Annotated in this window: 14 protein-coding genes and 1 pseudogene; 10 read left to right on the top strand and 5 right to left on the bottom strand. The window is 72.2% G+C overall.

The window, feature by feature from the left end; all coding sequences use genetic code 11:
* Window positions 1-14: 14 nt before the first annotated feature.
* From AB0D01_RS10770 to AB0D01_RS10755, 4 genes are all read right to left on the bottom strand, one after another.
* Window positions 15-2,045, bottom strand: a complete 2,031-nt coding sequence (locus tag AB0D01_RS10770) for a prolyl oligopeptidase family serine peptidase (RefSeq protein ID WP_363054765.1) — start codon at window positions 2,043-2,045, stop codon at window positions 15-17.
* Window positions 2,042-3,388, bottom strand: a complete 1,347-nt coding sequence (locus tag AB0D01_RS10765; RefSeq protein WP_363054958.1) for a M20/M25/M40 family metallo-hydrolase — start codon at window positions 3,386-3,388, stop codon at window positions 2,042-2,044. Before AB0D01_RS10765 ends, AB0D01_RS10770 begins: the two co-directional genes overlap by 4 nt.
* Window position 3,389: 1 nt before the next feature.
* The gene (locus tag AB0D01_RS10760; RefSeq protein ID WP_363054764.1) at window positions 3,390-4,223 is read right to left on the bottom strand and encodes a M55 family metallopeptidase; all 834 of its coding nucleotides are present in this window, start codon (window positions 4,221-4,223) and stop codon (window positions 3,390-3,392) included.
* A gap of 229 nt (window positions 4,224-4,452) precedes the next feature.
* A complete protein-coding gene (locus AB0D01_RS10755; RefSeq protein WP_363054763.1) occupies window positions 4,453-4,896 on the bottom strand; it encodes an SRPBCC family protein in 444 nt (147 codons plus the stop codon).
* A gap of 320 nt (window positions 4,897-5,216) precedes the next feature.
* Here AB0D01_RS10755 and AB0D01_RS10750 point away from each other — a divergent pair, with 320 nt between their 5' ends.
* Window positions 5,217-6,791 carry an alpha/beta hydrolase gene (locus AB0D01_RS10750; protein WP_363054762.1) on the top strand — a complete coding sequence of 525 codons (1,575 nt, stop codon included), beginning with the start codon at window positions 5,217-5,219 and terminating at the stop codon, window positions 6,789-6,791.
* A gap of 34 nt (window positions 6,792-6,825) precedes the next feature.
* On the top strand, window positions 6,826-7,302 hold the full coding sequence (locus AB0D01_RS10745) for a RidA family protein (RefSeq protein WP_363054761.1): 477 nt from the start codon (window positions 6,826-6,828) through the stop codon (window positions 7,300-7,302).
* A gap of 65 nt (window positions 7,303-7,367) precedes the next feature.
* Here the strand turns inward: AB0D01_RS10745 and AB0D01_RS10740 are convergent, their stop codons facing one another.
* Window positions 7,368-7,937, bottom strand: a complete 570-nt coding sequence (locus tag AB0D01_RS10740; protein ID WP_363054760.1) for an adenylosuccinate lyase — start codon at window positions 7,935-7,937, stop codon at window positions 7,368-7,370.
* A gap of 643 nt (window positions 7,938-8,580) precedes the next feature.
* Between AB0D01_RS10740 and AB0D01_RS10735 the strand changes: the two genes are divergently transcribed.
* The 8 genes and pseudogenes from AB0D01_RS10735 to AB0D01_RS10700 form a co-directional block, all read left to right on the top strand.
* Window positions 8,581-10,413 carry a 3-hydroxybutyryl-CoA dehydrogenase gene (locus AB0D01_RS10735; protein WP_363054759.1) on the top strand — a complete coding sequence of 611 codons (1,833 nt, stop codon included), beginning with the start codon at window positions 8,581-8,583 and terminating at the stop codon, window positions 10,411-10,413.
* 163 nt (window positions 10,414-10,576) lie between these two features.
* Complete coding sequence (locus AB0D01_RS10730) at window positions 10,577-11,398, top strand: TetR family transcriptional regulator (protein WP_363054758.1); 822 nt, start codon at window positions 10,577-10,579, stop codon at window positions 11,396-11,398.
* Window positions 11,399-11,811: 413 nt separating this feature from the next.
* A complete protein-coding gene (gene ccrA / locus AB0D01_RS10725; RefSeq protein WP_363054757.1) occupies window positions 11,812-13,149 on the top strand; it encodes a crotonyl-CoA carboxylase/reductase in 1,338 nt (445 codons plus the stop codon).
* A gap of 31 nt (window positions 13,150-13,180) precedes the next feature.
* Window positions 13,181-15,250 (top strand): protein meaA, encoded by a 2,070-nt coding sequence (locus tag AB0D01_RS10720; protein WP_363054756.1) that lies wholly within the window; start codon window positions 13,181-13,183, stop codon window positions 15,248-15,250.
* Window positions 15,247-16,221, top strand: a complete 975-nt coding sequence (locus AB0D01_RS10715; RefSeq protein WP_363054755.1) for a CoA ester lyase — start codon at window positions 15,247-15,249, stop codon at window positions 16,219-16,221. Before AB0D01_RS10720 ends, AB0D01_RS10715 begins: the two co-directional genes overlap by 4 nt.
* Window positions 16,222-16,237: 16 nt before the next feature.
* Entirely contained in the window at window positions 16,238-16,750 is a 513-nt protein-coding gene (locus AB0D01_RS10710) for a MaoC family dehydratase (RefSeq protein ID WP_030155134.1), read from the top strand.
* Between the two features lie 2 nt (window positions 16,751-16,752).
* On the top strand, window positions 16,753-17,958 hold the full coding sequence (locus tag AB0D01_RS10705) for an acyl-CoA dehydrogenase family protein (RefSeq protein ID WP_030868030.1): 1,206 nt from the start codon (window positions 16,753-16,755) through the stop codon (window positions 17,956-17,958).
* A 186-nt stretch (window positions 17,959-18,144) separates the two neighbouring features.
* Window positions 18,145-18,345, top strand: a pseudogene (locus tag AB0D01_RS10700) (phosphatidylserine decarboxylase family protein); the annotation flags it as partial.

The following is an 18,345-nucleotide window of genomic DNA, read 5'->3' as shown; positions in this document are numbered from 1 at the left end:
GCCGGGGGCGGTGGTCAGCTGTGCAGGGCCAAACGGGGGACGTCCCCGCGGTCGATCCCGAAGACCTGGGCGTACAGCGACAGCTCGGCCTCCAGGGCCCGCACCATCGTCTCCGCCCGCCGGAAGCCGTGGCCCTCGCCCTCGAAGGTGACGTACGCGTGCGGCACCGGCCGACCGCGCAGCGCGGCGAGCAGCCGTTCGGCCTGGGCGGGCGGGCAGACGGGGTCGTCGAGGCCCTGGAGGAGGACGAAGGGCGCGGTGATCCGGTCGGCGCGGGCCACCGGCGAGCGTTCGCGGCACCGCACCGCCAGGGCCTCGGGCGGGCCGGCCAGGCCGTCGACGTAGCGGGACTCCAGGTCGTGGGTCTCGGCGGCGAAGCCGCGCAGGTCGAGGACCGGGTAGATGATCGCCGCGCAGGCGTACAGGTCGCCGGCGGCCAGGGAGGCCGCCGCCGTCCAGCCGCCCGCGCTGCCGCCCCGGATGGCAAGCCGGTCGGGGTCGGCGGTGCCCTCGGCCGCCAGGGCGCGGGCCACGGCCGCGCAGTCCTCCACGTCGACCACGCCCCACTGCTCGCGCAGCCGCTCGCGGTAGGCGCGGCCGTAGCCGGTCGAGCCGCCGTAGTTCACCTCGACGACGCCGATGCCGCGCGAGGTGAAGTACGCGATGTGCAGGTCGAGCACGGGCGGCACGTGGTCGGTGGGGCCGCCGTGGGCCCACACCACGTACGGGGGCAGCTCGGCGGCGGGGCCCCACCGGGCGGGGTGGTGCGGCGGGTACACGTGGGCGTGGACCTCGCGGCCGCCGGGTCCGGCGAAGGTGCGGGTCTGCGGTTCCGGGTAGTGGGCCGGGTCCACGGGGTCGGTGGCGTGGGCTCCGACCACCCGGGTGTGTCCCGTCGCGGTGTCGAGTTCGACGACCTCGTACGCGCTGCGCGGGCTGGCCGCGACCCCGTAGACGCGGGTGCCGCTGACGGCGAGGGTCGGTTGCCAGGCGGTCCAGGGGCCGGCCGCGTCGACGAGTTCGCCGCCGTCCGCGTCCAGTACGCCGAGCCGGGCCGTGCCCTGCCCGTGCAGGACGGCGAGGAGCCGGTCGGGCAGGGGTGCGAGCCAGCTCAGCCCCGGCTTCCACAGCGCGCCGCCGAACTCCTCCTCCCGGGGACACAGGTTGACGGCGCCGCCGCCGTCCGGGTCCACCCGGTACGGGTTCCACCAGCCCTCGCGGTCGCTGACCGCCAGCAGGCTCCCGTCGGGCGCCCACACCGCCTGCGCCACCGCCTCGGTCGGCCCGCCGAGGAGCGTGCGGGGCTCCGCGAGGGTGCCGTCGGCGGCCACGTCGGCCACCTGGAGCTCGGTGCCGTCCCACGGCATGCGGGGGTGGTCCCACACCAGCCAGGCGGCGCGCCGCCCGTCGGGGGAGGGCTTCGGTCCCGTCCGGAAGCGGTGCCGGTCGTCGGTCAACTCCCGTACGGCGCGGCGGTCCTCGGCGGCCGAACCGTCCAGCGGGACGGCCGCCGCCACGCGTCGTACGTCGGTGGGGGCCGGGCCGGTGAACTCCTCCAGCACGCACCACACCTCCCCGTCGCCGGCGTCGTCACCGGCGCCCGCGCGCACGACCGGGTCCGCCCACCGCAGACCGCCGCCGACCGGGGACAGCGGGGTCAGCGGGCGCGGCCCGCCGCCGTCGGGCGCGTCCGGCTCCCAGGCGTAGAGCCGCTGGTCGGCGTGGTGGACGAAGACCACCAGTGGGCCCGCGCCGGGGCGTTCGACGCCGGCCCAGGGCAGGCCCCCGTACTCGGTGAGCCGGCTGCGCACGTTCCAGGGCGCCGGCAGGACGTCGCGGGCGGCGCGGCCGTCGGCCGGACGGCGCACCAGGGTGCGGCGGCCGGCCTCGGTGGGGCGCGGCTCGGTCCACCAGACCTCGGCGCCGATGGTGCCCACGTACTCGGGGCGGCCGTCGTGGGAGGCGGCGAGCGCGGCGTCGATCGGCGAGGGCCAGCTGCCGTAGGGGGCCTCGCCGGGGGGCGGCGGGTGCGCGGGGCCGCTCACAGGGTCCGCAGCGCGCGGTCGAGGACGCGGACGCCGAAGTGGAGGGCGTCGACGGGGACGCGCTCGTCGACGCCGTGGAAGAGGGCCCAGTAGTCGAAGCCGGGCGGCAGCTTGAGCGGGGAGTAGCCGTAGCCGGTGATGCCGAGCCGGGAGAACTGCTTGGCGTCGGTGCCGCCGGCCATGCAGAAGGGCACCACGTGCCCGTCGGGGTCGAAGTGCCGCACGCAGTCGCGCAGGATCGCGTACGTGCGTCCGTCGACGGGGGCTTCGAGGGCGACCTCCCGGTGGTGGAACTCCCACCGCACTTCGGGGCCGGTGAGTTCGTCGAGGGTGGCGCGGAACTCCTCCTCGCCGCCGGGTACGGTGCGGCCGTCCACGTAGGCGGTGGCGTGTCCGGGGATGACGTTGACCTTGTAACCGGCGCTGAACATGGTGGGGTTGGCGCTGTTGCGGACGGTGGCCTCCACGAGGGCGGCGGCCGGTCCGAGCTTTTCGAGGACGGCGTCGAGGTCGAAGCCGGGTGCCCGGGGGTCGACGGACAGGCCCTGGAGGGCGGCGAGTTCGGTGATGCAGGCGACGACGGTGTCGGTGAGCCGGACCGGCCACTCGTGCGCGCCGATCCGGGCGACGGCCGCGGCGAGCCGGCTGACGGCGTTGGCCCGGTTGGGCTTGGATCCGTGTCCGGTCGTGCCGTGGGCGGTCAACTTCAGCCAGCCCGTGCCGCGTTCGCCGGCGGCGATGGGGTAGAGGGCCTGGCCGGGGCGGGGGTGGACGGTGAAGGCCCCGGATTCGGACAGGCCCTCCGTACAGCCTTCGAACAGGTGCGGGTGGTGGTCGGCGAGGAAGCCGGATCCGTCGACCGCGCTGTCCTCCTCGTCGGCGGTGAAGGCGAGGACGATGTCGCGGCGCGGGCGCACCCCGGCGCGGGCCCAGGCGCGGACGACGGCCAGCACCATGGCGTCCATGTTCTTCATGTCGACGGCCCCGCGGCCCCAGACCACCCCGTCGCGGACCTCGCCGGAGAAGGGGTCGACGCTCCAGTCGGCGGCCTCGGCGGGAACCACGTCGAGGTGGCCGTGGACCAGGAGGGCGTCGGCGCGGGGGTCGGTCCCCTCGATCCTGGCGACGACGTTGGTGCGGCCGGGGGTGCGTTCCAGCAGGGTCGGTTCCAGGCCGACGGCGGCCAGCCGTTCGGCGACGTACTCGGCGGCGGGGCGTTCGCGGCAGTCGCCGCCGCCGCGGTTGCTCGTGTCGATGCGGATCAGCCCGGAGGTGAACTCGACGACCTCGTCGAGGGCCGTCGCGTCGACGTCGCGCTCCGCGGTGGCGTCCAGCACGTTCATGTCATCCATACTGCTCCTCCACCGCCGAGGAGACGACCGTCGTGACCGCCTTGAAGGTCCGGATCCCCTCGTACATGGTCGGGCTGGTGTACGCGATCCTGCGTTCGCCGCACCGTGCGACGCCGGGAACGACGGTGGCGGCCATCGCCAGGTGTTCGGCGTCGAATTCGACCTCCACCGTGAAGGGGCCGCCGCGGACGGGTTCGTGGCGGACGGCGAGCTTCGTGGCCTCGGTGGCGGCGGCCCGGATGTCGGCGGCGGTGCGGGCGGGGGTGCGGCAGACGGCCGCGTAGCGCGAGACGTGGTCCTTGACGGCGACGGTACGGGCGTCGGGGGCGTAGTCGGCGGCGTCGTGGCAGGTGAGGTCGTCGCCGGTGACGAGGATGACGGGGACCCCGTACTCGGCGGCCACGGCGGCGTTGAGCAGTCCCTCGCTCGCGCGCCGGCCGTTCAGCCAGACGCCGGTGATGGAGTTGGCGAGGTAGGTGTGGGCGAGGACGCCCTCCGTGCCGGCGCCGGTGTGGTAGCCGACGAAGGCGACCCCGTCGACGTCGCCGTGCTGGACGCCCTCGACCATGGAGAGCGACTTGTGGCGGCCGGTGAGCATCTCGGCGCGGGCGTCGAGCCGCTCCAGCAGCAGGTTGCGCATCGTCCAGTGGGCCTCGTTGATGACGACCTGGTCGGCGCCCCCGTCGTAGAACCCGAGGACGGCGGCGTTCACGTCGGAGGTGAACATGCCCCGGCAGCGCTCCCACTGGGGGGTGCCGGGCAGCACGTCCTGGGGCCAGGTGACGCCGGTGGCGCCTTCCATGTCGGCCGAGACGAGGATCTTCATCGGGCCCCCCGGTGGGTCGGGTCGCGGAGTCCCCCACCCTAGCCCTCCGCGGCCGCGCCGGCCCGGGGGCCACGCCGGCCGGCCGCGCGCCGCGTCGGGGCGCGCGGCGGGGCGCCCCGGGCCGGGCGTCGGGCCGGGCCCGGGCCGGGCGCCGGGGCCGGGGAAATCCACCCGAACCGGTGAGCCGCCCGGGGCGCGCCGCGGGGCGGCCCCGGGACAAGGGCCTTGATCAGGCCTCGACTTCCTCCGCCAGCTTGGCGAGGACCGAGTCGTAGATGCGGCCGAGGCCCTTGGGGGCGAAGGTGCGCTCGAAGAAGCCGCCGATGCCGCCGGCGCCGTTCCAGACGGTGCTGACGACGGCCTTCGACTTGCCCTCGCCGGCGGGGGTCACGGTCCAGGTGGTGACCATGGAGGAGTTGCGGTCCTTCTCCACGAGCTGCCCGTCGGTGGGCTCGCTGACCTCCAGCAGGCAGTCGCGGACGCGCTTGCTGGTGGCCTGGAGCTTCCAGTGGACGAGGGTGCCCTCGCCGTCGCCGCCCTCGCGCACCTCGTACTCGCTGAAGTGCTCGGGGAGCAGCTTGTGGCGGGTGCCGGTGTAGTCGGCCAGCGCGTCGAAGACGGTCTCCGCGTCGGCCCCGATGATGCGCTCCGTGGTGGCCTCGACCTGCGCCATACCTGTTCCTCCAGCAGTCGTGTTCGCTCGTCGCGGCAAGCCAACCACCTCCGGCCGTACGACCCAAATCCACCCCCTCCCGCCCACCCGCCCCCTCGAACTCCGGCGCCCCCTCCCGGGCGGAACCCCCCGGCGGGCGGCGCCACTCCCTCGACCCTCACCCCGCCCCGCACGCCCCCGGCGGCCGGGGGCGTGCGGGGCGAGGTGCCTCCGGTCGCCGGCCGACGGGTCATCACATCGGGCCAATCCGCGGGCCGATCCCGTTTCGGGGGCACGGTTTCCGGGACGATTCCGGCCAGAACCCTCGGCTGGGAGGCCCCATGCTCCACCCCCTGAAGAAGCGCGCCGCCGTCATGCTGTCCGTGTCCACCGTCGTCGCCGCCCTCGCGGGCCCCGTCACCGCCGCGCCGGCCGCGCCCGCGCCCGTGGACCGGTCCGCCGTCGCCGCGCTGACCTGGACCGGCTGCGCGACCCCCCGGCACCCGACGCTCCAGTGCGCCTCCCTCAAGGTCCCCCTCGACCACGACGCCCCCGCCGGACGGCAGATCTCCCTGGCCCTGACCCGCGTCCCGCACACCGCCGCCCGGTCCCAGGGGCCGCTGCTGGTCAACCCCGGCGGGCCGGGCGGCAGCGGTCGGGCGCTGGCCGGCTTCGTGGCCTCCGCCCTGCCCAAGGACGTGGCCGCCCAGTACGACGTCATCGGCTTCGACCCCCGGGGCGTGGGCCGCAGCGAGCCCGCCCTGGACTGCGGCGGCAACCACTTCAAGCCCGTACGACCGGACTCCGTCCCCCTGGACCCGGCCGTGGAGCGCGCCAACCTCGACCGGGTCCGCGCCTTCGCCGAGTCCTGCCAGGCCCGGCACGCGGACGTGCTCCCGCACATCGGCACCGTCTCCGCCGCCCGTGACCTGGAGGTGCTGCGCGTCGCGCTCGGGGCGCCCCGACTGAGCTACTTCGGCTACTCCTACGGGACCTACCTGGGCGCGGTGTACGCGAAGCTGCACCCGGACCGGGTGCACCGCCTCGTGCTGGACTCCGTGGTGGACCCGGCCGGCGTCTGGTACCAGGACAACCTCGCCCAGGACGTGGCCTTCGACGCCCGCCACAAGGCGTTCCTGGCCTGGGTGGCCGAGCACGACGCCACCTACCGCCTCGGCGACGACCCGGCCCGCGTCGAGGCCCGCTGGTACGGGATGCGCGAGAGCCTGCGGCAGCAGGCGGCGGGCGGCAAGGTGGGTCCGGCCGAGCTGGAGGACACCTACATGCCGGGCGGCTACTTCAACGGCTACTGGCCCGCGCTCGCCGAGGCCTTCGCCGCGTACGCGCGCGAGGGCGACGTCAAGCCCCTGGTGGCCGCGTACGAGCGGTTCGGCGCGGTGGAGCCCTCGGCCGGCAACAGCTACAGCGTCTACACGGCGGTGCAGTGCCGTGACTCGGCCTGGCCCCGGGACTGGAACCGGTGGCGGGCCGACATGTGGAGCACGCACGCCAAGGCGCCCTTCATGACCTGGAACAACGCCTGGTACAACGCGCCCTGCGCGTTCTGGCCCGGTGAGCAGCTCCAGGCCCCGGACGTGACCAACGACGCCCTTCCGCCGGCCCTGCTGTTCCAGGCGACCGAGGACGCCGCGACGCCGTACGAGGGCGCGGTGAGCATGCGCGAGAAGCTGGCGGGCTCGCACCTGGTGGTGGAGCAGGGCGGCGGCAACCACGGGATCGCGCTGAGCGGCAACAAGTGCCTCGACGACAAGCTCGCCGCCTACCTGCGCACGGGCGCCGCGAGCGATGCCACCTGCCCCGCGCAGAGCGCGCCGAAGCCGACCACCGCGACCCGCGCGGTGCCCGCGTCGGCGGGCGGGGCGGCCCTGCACGGGCTGCTGGGCTTCCGCGGCTGATCGCTTCCGGCCCGCCTCTGACAAGATCGTCCGCATGACGACATCGATATCCGCGTCCGGCTCCCCGGCCGCGACCCCGAACCCGTCCGGCTCCGCCGAGGGCGGTCACCTCACCCGGGTCGCGGCCCCCGAGGGCGTCAGCGGCGGCGCCGGCTACAGCCACGTGGTGTGGGGCACGGGCCGCTTCGTGGCGATCTCGGGGCAGTGTTCCTTCGACGAGGCGGGCGAGCTGGTCGGCGAGGGCGATCCCGCCGCCCAGGCCCGTCAGGTCTTCGAGAACCTGCGCCGGTGCCTGGCGGCGGCGGGTGCCACGTTCGACGACGTGGTGAAGCTGACGTACTTCGTCACGGACGTCGCACACCTCCCGGCGGTACGGGCGGCCCGCGCCGAGGTGATCGCGGCGGACCGCGTGCCGGCCTCCTCCGCGGTGCAGGTCGCCGCCCTGGTCCGGCCGGAACTCCTCGTGGAGATCGACGCCTTCGCGATCGTCCCGGAGCCGACCCGCGCCTGAGCCGCCGCCCGCCCGCCCCTCCCCCGGGCCGTCGAACCCCGACCGTCGAACCCGGTCGCCGGGTATCAGGCGTCGGGGTGGCCGGCCGCCAGTCGGCCGAGGCCGGCGGTGGCCGCCACCGCCAGCCGGGGGTGCGACTGCGCCCGCACCAGGACCCCGCGGGCCCGTGCGTCGCCGAGGGCGCCGAGCCCCTCCACGCAGGCCAGCGCCACCCGCCAGTACGGGTCGTGCGGCGCGAGCAGCCGGTCCAGGGTGGCGACCAGGGCCGGGACCGACTCCGGCGCCCGCAGCGCGGCCAACAACCGCACCGGGTGCAGGGCGTAGGCGGTGCGCAGGGTGTTGGTGGCCAGCGCGGCGGCGGCCCGGGCCGTGCGCGGGTCGCCGAGGACGGCGAGGGCCTGGGCGGCGGCCTCGCAGCGCTCCGGGTCCCGGTGGTTGAGGAGCAGCACCAGGGGTTCGAAGGCCCGGCGGTCCCCCGCCAGCCCCAGCCGGTAGGCGGCCAGTTCGCGGGACCACAGGGGGCGCCCGGCCGAGGAGAGGGACGCGGCGAGCGCGTCGGGGTCCGCCGCGAGCAGCCTCCCGTACTCCGGGGACCCGTCCGCTTCCAGTCGTAGGCGCTCCAAGACGTCGTTCACGCGCCCACCCTAGGGCCTGTCGTCAAACTCCTGTCGTCGCCCGGAGGGCGGCCCCGCGGCGTCCGGTGCGTGCTCTCGGCGTGCCGGGCGGAAGCACGTGTACCGGTCGTACTCGGTCTTTCGCCCGGTGCGGCGAGAGCGCGTGCCGGGCGTCGCGGGGCAGGCAGGAGTTTGACGTCAGGCCCTAGGGCGGGCGGGGGCGGCGTACGTCACATCCGGCGGTATCTCCCCTGCTCTGGCCAAGCAGTTACCGACGAGTTACTCTCCCTTCAACACGTACGGGGCAGGCCTGGTGACGCAGCCGCCCCGTGCCAGTCGGTTCGGTACCGCAGGTACTGCGGCCCGTACGGGTCTCCGTTCGCGGAGCTCGCTGCGGCGCCTCGCACCGTGTTTCCACGCGGCGCGGCCCCGGGACGGGGTCCGCCGTTCCCCTTCCCCTCGGGGTCTTCGCGCGGCCGTCTCCCTCGGGCCGCGTCCTCGGGTTCACGCGCACCGCGTTCCTCTTCCGCGTTCGCGCCGCACACGGGACCGCGCCCGCGCGCCCCCGGCGGCGTACCCGCGGCCGCGCGCGCTCCCACCGGCCGCGCACGTGCGCCGCGCGCCGGACCACAGAAGTCGTCACCCTCTTCCACTGGAGTCCGCGATGGACCTTCCGTCCACGTCCGGTCAGTCCACGTCCGGTCAGTCCGCTTCCGCCCGTCCCGCCCTCGCCACCATCGCCGTCGTCGGTCTCGGCACGATGGGCTCCGGCATCGCCGAGGTGCTCGCCCGCGCCGGCCGCGAGGTCATCGGCATCGACGTGAGCGAGGCCGCCGCCCGGCGCGCCGGCGCCGCGCTCGCCGCCTCGACCGCCCGCTCCGTGGCCAAGGAGCGGCTCACCGAGCAGGAGCGCGAGGCCGTCCTCGCCCGTTTCCGCACCTTCACCGACCTCGCGGCCGCCGCCGACGCGGACCTGGTCATCGAGGTGGTGCCGGAGGAGTACGAGCTCAAGCAGCGGGTCTTCCGCGAGCTCGACGCGATCGTCCGGCCGGACACGATCCTGGCGACGGGCACCAACGCCCTGTCGGTGACCCGGCTGGCCGCCGAGTCGCTGCGCCCCGAGCGGGTGCTGGGCCTGCACTTCTTCAACCCGGCGCCGGCGATGAAGCTGGTCGAGATCGTCTCCTGCGTGCTCACCGCGCCGCCCGCCGTCGAGGCGGTCACGGCCCTGGCCTCGGAGCTGGGCAAGCAGCCCGTCGCGGTGGGCGACCGGCCCGGTTTCGTCGCGGACGGCCTGCTGTTCGGCTACCTCAACCAGGCCGCCGCGATGTACGAGGCCAAGTACGCCTCCCGCGAGGACATCGACGCCGCGATGCGGCTCGGCTGCGGGCTGCCGATGGGCCCGTTGGCGCTGCTCGACCTGATCGGCGTGGACACCGCCCGTACGGTGCTGGAGGCCATGTACGCCTCCTCCGGGGACCGGCTGCACGCCCCGGCCCCCATCCTGGGGCACCTCGCCGAGGCGGGCCTGACCGGGCAGAAGTCCGGCCGGGGCTTCTACACGTACGAGGCTCCGGGCAGCTCCGTGGCGGTCCGCGACCTCCAGACGCCGCCCGACGGGTCCCTGCTGGGGACCGGCCGGCCGGTCTCCTCGGTCGGCGTGGCCGGCTCGGGGACGATGGCGAGCGGGATCGCCCAGGTCTTCGCGCAGGCCGGCTACGACGTGGTGCTGGCCGCGCGCGGCCAGGAGAAGGCGGAGGCCGCGAAGGCCGCGATCGGCAAGTCCTTGGGCCGTGCGGTGTCCAAGGGCCGGCTGACCGCGGAGGCCGCGGAGCTGACGCTGGGGCGGATCACACCGGCGGGTTCGCTGGAGGCCTTCTCGGAGGTGGACCTCGCGGTGGAGGCCGTCGCCGAGGACCTGGCGGTCAAGCAGGAGCTGTTCGCGAACCTGGACAAGGTCTGTCGGCCGGGCGCGGTGCTGGCCACCACGACCTCCTCGCTGCCGGTGATCGCCGTCGCGCGGGCGACGTCGCGTCCGCAGGACGTGATCGGGATGCACTTCTTCAACCCGGCGCCGGCGATGAAGCTGGTCGAGGTGGTCCGCACGGTCCTGACGGCGGACGACGTGCACGCCACCGTCCGCGAGGTCTGCCTGAAGGTGCGCAAGCACCCGGTGGACTGCGGGGACCGGGCCGGCTTCATCGTGAACGCGCTGCTGTTCCCGTACCTCAACAACGCGATCAAGATGGTCGAGCAGCACTACGCGACCCTCGACGACATCGACGCCGCGATGAAGCTGGGCGGCGGCTACCCGATGGGCCCCTTCGAGCTCCTCGACGTGGTCGGCCTGGACGTGTCGCTGGCCATCGAGAAGGTCCTCCACCAGGAGTTCCGCGACCCGGGCCTGGCGCCCTCCCCGCTGCTGGAGCACCTGGTGGCGGCGGGATGCCTGGGCCGGAAGACCGGCCGCGGATTCCGTGAGTACGCCCGCCGGTAACCAGGCGGGCCCCGAGCAGGATGCGTGGGGAGGGCTGCTCGGGTCCGCCGGACCCTCACGGCGGACGAACCCTTCCGAGCCCAGTGCGGGCTCTCCCCCGCATCCACCCCCGTCCCACCCCCCTCAGGCGCGCTCCCCTGCGCGAATGAAGTACTTTCGCTCTATGTCCCAGCCCGCCAAGACCTCGCCCCGCGCCTCCGCGCCCTCCGACGTCCCGGAGAGCGCCGCCGGCACGCGGGCGGCCGCTCAGCGGCTCAAGATGCGCCGTGAGCTCGCCGCCGCGGCCATGGAGCTGTTCGCGACCAAGGGGTACGAGGCCACGACGGTCGACGAGATCGCGGCGACGGCCGGGGTGGCGCGCAGGACCTTCTTCCGGCACTTCCGGTCCAAGGAAGAGGCGATCTTCCCGGACCACGACGACACCCTGACCCGCGCCGAGGCCGTCCTGGACGTGGCGCCGGCGCACGAGCACCCGCTCGACACGGTGTGCCGGGGGATCAAGGAGGTCATGAAGATGTACGCCGCCTCCCCGGCGGTGTCCGTGGAGCGCTACCGGCTGACCCGCGAGGTGCCGGCGCTGCGCGAGCGGGAGATCGCCTCGGTGGCCCGGTACGAGCGGCTGTTCACCCGCTACCTGCTGGCCCACTTCGACGAGACCGAGCACCACGACGGCAACGACGACCCGCTGCTGGCGGAGGTGGCCGCCTCCGCGGTGGTGACCGCCCACAACCACGTGCTGCGGCGCTGGCTGCGCGCGGGCGGCCAGGGGGACGTGGAGGCGCAGCTGGACCACGCCTTCTCCATCGTCCGCAAGACCTTCGGATCGGGCATCGGAGCGGGCCGTACGCAGGGCGCGCCGGCGCCGACGCCGGAGCCGGCGGCGGTGCGGACCGAGGGCGAGGTGCTCGTCGCGGTGGCGCGTACGGACGCTCCGCTGGACGAGGTCATGCGCACGATCGAAGAGGCGCTCAAGAACAAGCGGTAGACGCTCGACGTCACACGCGTCACACCGGGCCGCCCCCGTATCGGGGGCGGCCCTCTTGTTTGTCCAAATTACCCCTACTCGCGGGTAACTCTGATCGATTATCGCTCATCTGCGCAGGTCAATCGGCAAATGAGAGAAAGTTTTGGCACCCGGTGCCTTGTCGAGTGACACGGGGTGCCATACGTTGAATCTCGTCCGGACGTCCCCGCGACCCACGCCCACTCGGCACGGAACGCGCCCCGGATGCCTGCGTCACCAGGCTCCCGCACACCTCACCACGGGTGTGCCCGCACCACCGCACCGCCGGACCGACGGCACTTCGCAGCACCTCGCAGCACCACCCACACGCTCCCACGCACGCACCGCGTATCCATTCGGCGCACCCTCATCAGCGCTCAGCCGGAGGCAATACCGTGAAGGACATCCTGGACGCGATTCAGTCGCAGTCCGCCACCGCCGCCGACTTCGCGGCCCTGCCGCTCCCCGACTCCTACCGCGCGATCACCGTGCACAAGGACGAGGTGGAGATGTTCGCCGGGCTCACCACCCGCGAGAAGGACCCCCGCAAGTCCCTGCACCTCGACCAGGTCCCCGTCCCCGAACTGGGCCCCGGCGAGGCACTGGTGGCCGTCATGGCCTCCTCCGTCAACTACAACTCCGTGTGGACCTCGATCTTCGAGCCGGTGTCCACCTTCAGCTTCCTGGAGCGCTACGGGCGCCTCTCGGAGCTCACCAAGCGCCACGACCTCCCCTACCACGTCATCGGCTCCGACCTCGCGGGCGTCGTGCTGCGCACCGGCCCCGGCGTCAACGCCTGGAACCCCGGCGACGAGGTCGTCGCGCACTGCCTGTCGGTCGAGCTGGAGTCCTCGGACGGCCACAACGACACGATGCTCGACCCCGAGCAGCGCATCTGGGGCTTCGAGACCAACTTCGGCGGCCTCGCCGAGATCGCCCTCGTCAAGTCCAACCAGCTGATGCCCAAGCCCGCCCACCTGAGCTGGGAGGAGGCCGCCTCCCCCGGCCTGGTCAACTCCACCGCCTACCGCCAGCTGGTCTCCCGCAACGGCGCCGGCATGAAGCAGGGCGACAACGTCCTCATCTGGGGCGCCAGCGGCGGCCTCGGCTCCTACGCCACCCAGTTCGCGCTGGCCGGCGGCGCCAACCCGATCTGCGTGGTCTCCTCCCCCGAGAAGGCCGACATCTGCCGGGCCATGGGCGCGACGTCGGTCATCGACCGCAACGCCGAGGGCTACCGCTTCTGGAAGGACGAGCACACCCAGGACCCGAAGGAGTGGAAGCGCTTCGGCAAGCGCATCCGCGAGCTGACCGGCGGCGAGGACATCGACATCGTCTTCGAGCACCCCGGCCGCGAGACCTTCGGCGCCAGCGTCTACGTCACCCGCAAGGGCGGCACCATCACCACCTGCGCCTCGACCTCGGGCTACATGCACGAGTACGACAACCGCTACCTGTGGATGTCCCTCAAGCGCATCATCGGCTCCCACTTCGCGAACTACCGCGAGGCCTGGGAGGCCAACCGCCTGATCGCCAAGGGCAAGATCCACCCCACCCTCTCCAAGGTCTACTCCCTGGAGGAGACCGGCCAGGCCGCCTACGACGTCCACCGCAACCTCCACCAGGGCAAGGTCGGCGTCCTCGCGCTCGCCCCGGAAGAGGGCCTGGGCGTGCGCGACCACGAGCTGCGCGCCACGCACCTCGACGCGATCAACCGCTTCCGGAACATCTGAGTCGGCTCAAAGGCCATAAGGATCGCCTGAGATGACAGAGCGCCAGAAAGACCGTCCGTGGCTCATGCGGACGTACGCCGGCCACTCCACGGCCGAGGCGTCCAACGAGCTGTACCGCCGCAACCTCGCCAAGGGCCAGACCGGCCTGTCCGTCGCGTTCGACCTCCCGACGCAGACGGGCTACGACCCCGACCACATCCTCGCCCGCGGCGAGGTCGGCCGGGTCGGGGTCCCGGTCTCGCACCTGGGCGACATGCGCCGGCTGTTCCAGGACATCCCCCTGGAACAGATGAACACCTCGATGACGATCAACGCCACCGCCATGTGGCTGCTGGCGCTCTACCAGGTGGCCGCCGAGGAGCAGGGCGCGGACATCGCCCTGCTCCAGGGCACCACCCAGAACGACATCGTCAAGGAGTACCTCTCGCGCGGGACGCACGTCTTCCCGCCGGGACCCTCGCTCCGCCTGACGACGGACATGATCGCGTACACGGTCAACCACATCCCGAAGTGGAACCCGATCAACATCTGCTCGTACCACCTCCAGGAGGCGGGGGCCACCCCCGTCCAGGAGATCTCGTACGCGATGTCCACCGCGATCGCCGTCCTCGACTCCGTCCGCGACTCGGGCCAGGTGCCCGAGGAGCGGTTCGGCGAGGTCGTCGCCCGCATCTCCTTCTTCGTGAACGCGGGCGTCCGCTTCATCGAGGAGATGTGCAAGATGCGCGCCTTCGGCCGCATCTGGGACAAGGTCACCCTGGAGCGCTACGGCATCGAGAACGCCAAGCAGCGCCGGTTCCGCTACGGCGTCCAGGTCAACTCCCTCGGCCTGACCGAGGCCCAGCCCGAGAACAACGTGCAGCGCATCGTCCTGGAGATGCTGGCCGTCACCCTCTCCAAGGACGCCCGCGCCCGCGCCGTGCAGCTGCCGGCCTGGAACGAGGCACTGGGCCTGCCCCGCCCCTGGGACCAGCAGTGGTCGCTGCGCATCCAGCAGGTCCTGGCCCACGAGAGCGACCTGCTGGAGTACGAGGACATCTTCGCCGGCTCCCACGTCATCGAAGCCAAGGTCGACTCCCTCGTCGCCGACTGCCTGGCCGAGATCGACCGGATCCAGGAGATGGGCGGCGCCATGGCCGCCGTCGAGTCCGGCTACCTGAAGTCCCGACTGGTCTCCTCGCACGCCGAGCGCCGCGCCCGGATCGAGGCCGGCGAGGACAAGATCGTCGGAGTGAACTGCTTCCAGCAGACCGAGGAGAACCCGCTCACCGCCGACCTGGACGGCGCGATCATGACCGTGGACGCGGCCGTGGAGGCCCTCACCGTCGAGCGCATCGGCCGCTGGCGCGCCGAGCGGCAGGAGTCCTCGGACCGGCAGGGCAACGGCGACCCGTTCGTCTTCCCGACCGTCGGGCAGGCCCTGGACCGGCTGAAGGAGGCCGCCGCCGGGACCGAGAACCTGATGGAGGCCACCCTGGAGTGCGCCCGGGCCGGCGTCACCACCGGCGAGTGGGCGAGCGCGCTGCGCGAGGTCTTCGGCGAGTTCCGCGCGCCGACCGGGGTCTCCTCGGCCCCGGTGGCCGTCACCGCCGAGGAGGGCACCCCGCTCGCCCTGGTCCGCGAGAAGGTCGCCCGCACCGCCGACGAGCTGGGCTCCGGACGCCTGCGCCTGCTGGTCGGCAAGCCCGGCCTGGACGGGCACTCCAACGGCGCCGAGCAGATCGCCGTCCGGGCCCGCGACGCCGGCTTCGAGGTGGTCTACCAGGGCATCCGGCTGACACCCGAGGAGATCTCCTCGGCGGCGCTGGCCGAGGACGTCCACTGCGTGGGACTGTCCATCCTGTCGGGCTCGCACAGCGCCCTCGTCCCCGACGTGCTGGAACGCCTGCGCACGGCGGGGGCGGGTGACATCCCGGTCATCGTCGGGGGCATCATTCCGAACGCCGACGCCGTCACCCTCAAGGCGGCGGGGGTGGCCGCCGTGTTCACCCCGAAGGACTTCGGCATCACGGAGATCATCGGCCGTATCGTCGACGAGATCCGCAAGGCCAACAAGCTCGACCCGATCGACATCGCTGCAAGCACGGAGGTCCCCGCATGACCACGCCAGTCCACCCGGTGAACCGCCTTCGCCCGCGTCGCTCCTGCCTCGCGGTACCGGGTTCGAACCCGCGCTTCCTGGAGAAGGCCCAGGGCCTGCCGGCCGACCAGGTCTTCCTCGACCTGGAGGACGCCTGCGCGCCGCTCGCCAAGGAAGGCGCCCGCCACACCATCGTGGACGCGCTGAACAACGGCGACTGGACGGGCAAGACCCGGGTCGTGCGCGTGAACGACTGGACCACCCACTGGACGTACCGCGACGTGATCACCGTCGTCGAGGGCGCCGGTCAGAACCTCGACTGCATCATGCTGCCGAAGGTCCAGGACGCCCAGCAGGTCATCGCCCTCGACCTCCTGCTGACCCAGATCGAGAAGACCATGGGCTTCGAGGTCGGCAAGATCGGCATCGAGGCGCAGATCGAGAACGCCAAGGGCCTGGTCAACGTCGACGAGATCGCCGCCGCCTCGCCCCGGCTGGAGACGATCATCTTCGGCCCCGCCGACTTCATGGCCTCGATCAACATGAAGTCCCTGGTCGTGGGCATGCAGCCGCCCGGCTACCCGGCGGACGCCTACCACTACATCCTCATGCGGATCCTGATGGCCGCCCGTACGCACAACCTCCAGGCCATCGACGGCCCCTTCCTCCAGATCCGCGACGTGGACGCGTACCGCGAGGTGGCCGGCCGGGCGGCGGCCCTGGGCTTCGACGGCAAGTGGGTCCTGCACCCGGGCCAGGTCGACGCGGCCAACGAGGTCTTCTCCCCCTCCCAGGAGGACTACGACCACGCCGAGCTGATCCTCGACGCCTACGACTGGTGCACCTCCGAGGCGGGCGGCAAGAAGGGCTCCGCGATGCTCGGCGACGAGATGATCGACGAGGCCAGCCGCAAGATGGCCCTGGTCATCGCGGGCAAGGGACGCGCCGCCGGCATGGAGCGCACCACCAAGTTCGAGATCCCCGAAAACTAGAAAGGCCCTGGACGCGATGCAGTTCGGACGCACCTACGAGGAATTCGAGGTCGGGGCGGTCTACAAGCACTGGCCCGGGAAGACGGTCACGGAGTACGACGACCACCTCTTCTGTCTGCTGACCATGAACCACCACCCGCTGCACATGGACAGCAACTACGCCGAGAACACGACCGACTTCGGCAAGAACGTCGTCGTGGGCAACTACATCTACTCGCTGCTGCTCGGCATGTCCGTGCCGGACGTCTCCGGGAAGGCCATCGCCAACCTGGAGATCGAGTCCCTGCGGCACGTGGCGCCGACCTTCCACGGCGACACGATCTACGGCGAGACCACGGTCCTCGACAAGACCCCGTCGAAGTCGAAGAACGACCGGGGCATCGTGTACGTGGAGACCAAGGGCTACAAGCAGGACGGCACCCTCGTCTGCGTCTTCCGGCGCAAGGTGATGGTCCCGACCGAGACGTACATCAAGGAGCGCGGCGGCGAGCAGCCCGGCCGGCCCCAGCTGAAGGAACAGGGGAAGTAGCCATGGCCCGACTCGCCCAGACCGCCGGCCTGACCGACGTCCAGCGGGAGATCCTGAAGACCGTCCGCGAGTTCGTGGACAAGGAGATCATCCCGGTCGCGACCGAGCTGGAGCACCGTGACGAGTACCCGCAGCAGATCGTCGACGGCCTCAAGGAACTCGGCCTCTTCGGCCTGATGATCCCCGAGGAGTACGGCGGTCTGGGCGAGTCCCTCCTCACGTACGCGCTGTGCGTCGAGGAGATAGCGCGGGGGTGGATGTCCGTCTCGGGCATCATCAACACGCACTTCATCGTGGCGTACATGCTCAAGCAGCACGGCACGCAGGAGCAGAAGGACCACTTCCTGCCCCGGATGGCGCTGGGCGAGGTCCGCGGCGCGTTCTCCATGTCGGAGCCGGGCCTGGGCTCCGATGTGTCGGCCATCACCTCCAAGGCGGTGAAGGACGGCGACGAGTACGTCCTGAACGGCCAGAAGATGTGGCTGACGAACGGCGGCAGCTCGACGCTGGTGGCCGTCCTCGTCCGAAGTGACGAAGGACACCCCGAGGGCACGGCCCCCCACAAGTCGATGACGACCTTCCTCGTGGAGAAGGAGCCGGGCTTCGGAGAGGTCCGTCCGGGCCTGACCATCCCGGGCAAGATCGACAAAATGGGCTACAAGGGCGTCGACACGACCGAGCTCATCATGGACGGACTGCGCATTCCGGCCAATCGTGTCCTCGGCGGTCAGACCGGCCGAGGGTTTTACCAAATGATGGACGGGGTCGAGGTCGGCCGCGTCAACGTGGCGGCCCGTGGCTGCGGCGTCGCTCAGCGTGCGTTCGAGCTGGGCGTCTCCTATGCCCAACAACGTCACACTTTCGGCAAGGCGATCGCGGAACACCAGGCCATCCAGTTCAAGCTGGCCGAGATGGCTACCAAGGTCGAAGCCGCCCATGCGATGATGGTCAATGCAGCACGCAAAAAGGACTCAGGGGAACGAAACGACCTCGAAGCGGGGATGGCGAAGTACCTCGCCTCGGAATACTGCAAGGAGGTCGTGGAGGACGCCTTCCGCATCCACGGCGGGTACGGCTTCTCGAAGGAGTACGAGATCGAGCGTCTCTACCGGGAGGCCCCCATGCTGCTGATCGGTGAAGGTACCGCCGAGATCCAGAAAATGATCATCGGGCGACGCCTGCTCGAGGAGTACCGACTCCAGGGCTGAAAGTCCCTTTTGCGGTGGATCGCCCAGCGATCCACCGCGGAAGAGTCACTGCCAGTCACTGGCCGGCGGTCATCGACTCGGCTTCTGGCTTGCCCAGTTGTTGCGCGCAACCGATAGCATTCCAGTAAAGCCGCCGTCCCGTCCCCCCGTTTGCGGCGCGGCAATCACCCGCTACGAAGGTCATCCATGCCCCACAGCCAAACCTCTGCACCTCGCGACAGCCTCCTTGGCGTACGCCTCGCGCGCGGAGCATCGCCGTGGCTTCTGCCGACCGTCGCCACCGCGGCGCTCAGCCTCACCCGGGCGCGCAAGTCCGGGCGCTGGGCCGCGGCGGCCGTGCCCGCCACCGCGCTCGCCGCGGGCATGCTGTGGTTCTTCCGCGACCCC

Origin of the sequence: Streptomyces sp. NPDC048606 (genome assembly GCF_040650855.1) — a bacterium.
Lineage (GTDB): Bacteria > Actinomycetota > Actinomycetes > Streptomycetales > Streptomycetaceae > Streptomyces.
The sequence above is the reverse complement of the archived record's forward strand: the minus strand, read 5'-3'. Positions and strand labels throughout refer to the sequence as shown.

Excerpts from the sequence above, each read along its gene's own strand:
- AB0D01_RS10765 (WP_363054958.1), bottom strand. The coding sequence starts at position 3,388 with ATGAACGTGCTGGACGCCACCGCGGAGCGCGACGTCGACGCGACGGCC.
- AB0D01_RS10760 (WP_363054764.1), bottom strand. The coding sequence starts at position 4,223 with ATGAAGATCCTCGTCTCGGCCGACATGGAAGGCGCCACCGGCGTCACC.
- AB0D01_RS10755 (WP_363054763.1), bottom strand. The coding sequence starts at position 4,896 with ATGGCGCAGGTCGAGGCCACCACGGAGCGCATCATCGGGGCCGACGCG.
- AB0D01_RS10750 (WP_363054762.1), top strand. The coding sequence starts at position 5,217 with ATGCTCCACCCCCTGAAGAAGCGCGCCGCCGTCATGCTGTCCGTGTCC.
- AB0D01_RS10745 (WP_363054761.1), top strand. The coding sequence starts at position 6,826 with ATGACGACATCGATATCCGCGTCCGGCTCCCCGGCCGCGACCCCGAAC.
- AB0D01_RS10735 (WP_363054759.1), top strand. The coding sequence starts at position 8,581 with ATGGACCTTCCGTCCACGTCCGGTCAGTCCACGTCCGGTCAGTCCGCT.
- AB0D01_RS10730 (WP_363054758.1), top strand. The coding sequence starts at position 10,577 with ATGTCCCAGCCCGCCAAGACCTCGCCCCGCGCCTCCGCGCCCTCCGAC.
- AB0D01_RS10720 (WP_363054756.1), top strand. The coding sequence starts at position 13,181 with ATGACAGAGCGCCAGAAAGACCGTCCGTGGCTCATGCGGACGTACGCC.
- AB0D01_RS10715 (WP_363054755.1), top strand. The coding sequence starts at position 15,247 with ATGACCACGCCAGTCCACCCGGTGAACCGCCTTCGCCCGCGTCGCTCC.
- AB0D01_RS10710 (WP_030155134.1), top strand. The coding sequence starts at position 16,238 with ATGCAGTTCGGACGCACCTACGAGGAATTCGAGGTCGGGGCGGTCTAC.
- AB0D01_RS10705 (WP_030868030.1), top strand. The coding sequence starts at position 16,753 with ATGGCCCGACTCGCCCAGACCGCCGGCCTGACCGACGTCCAGCGGGAG.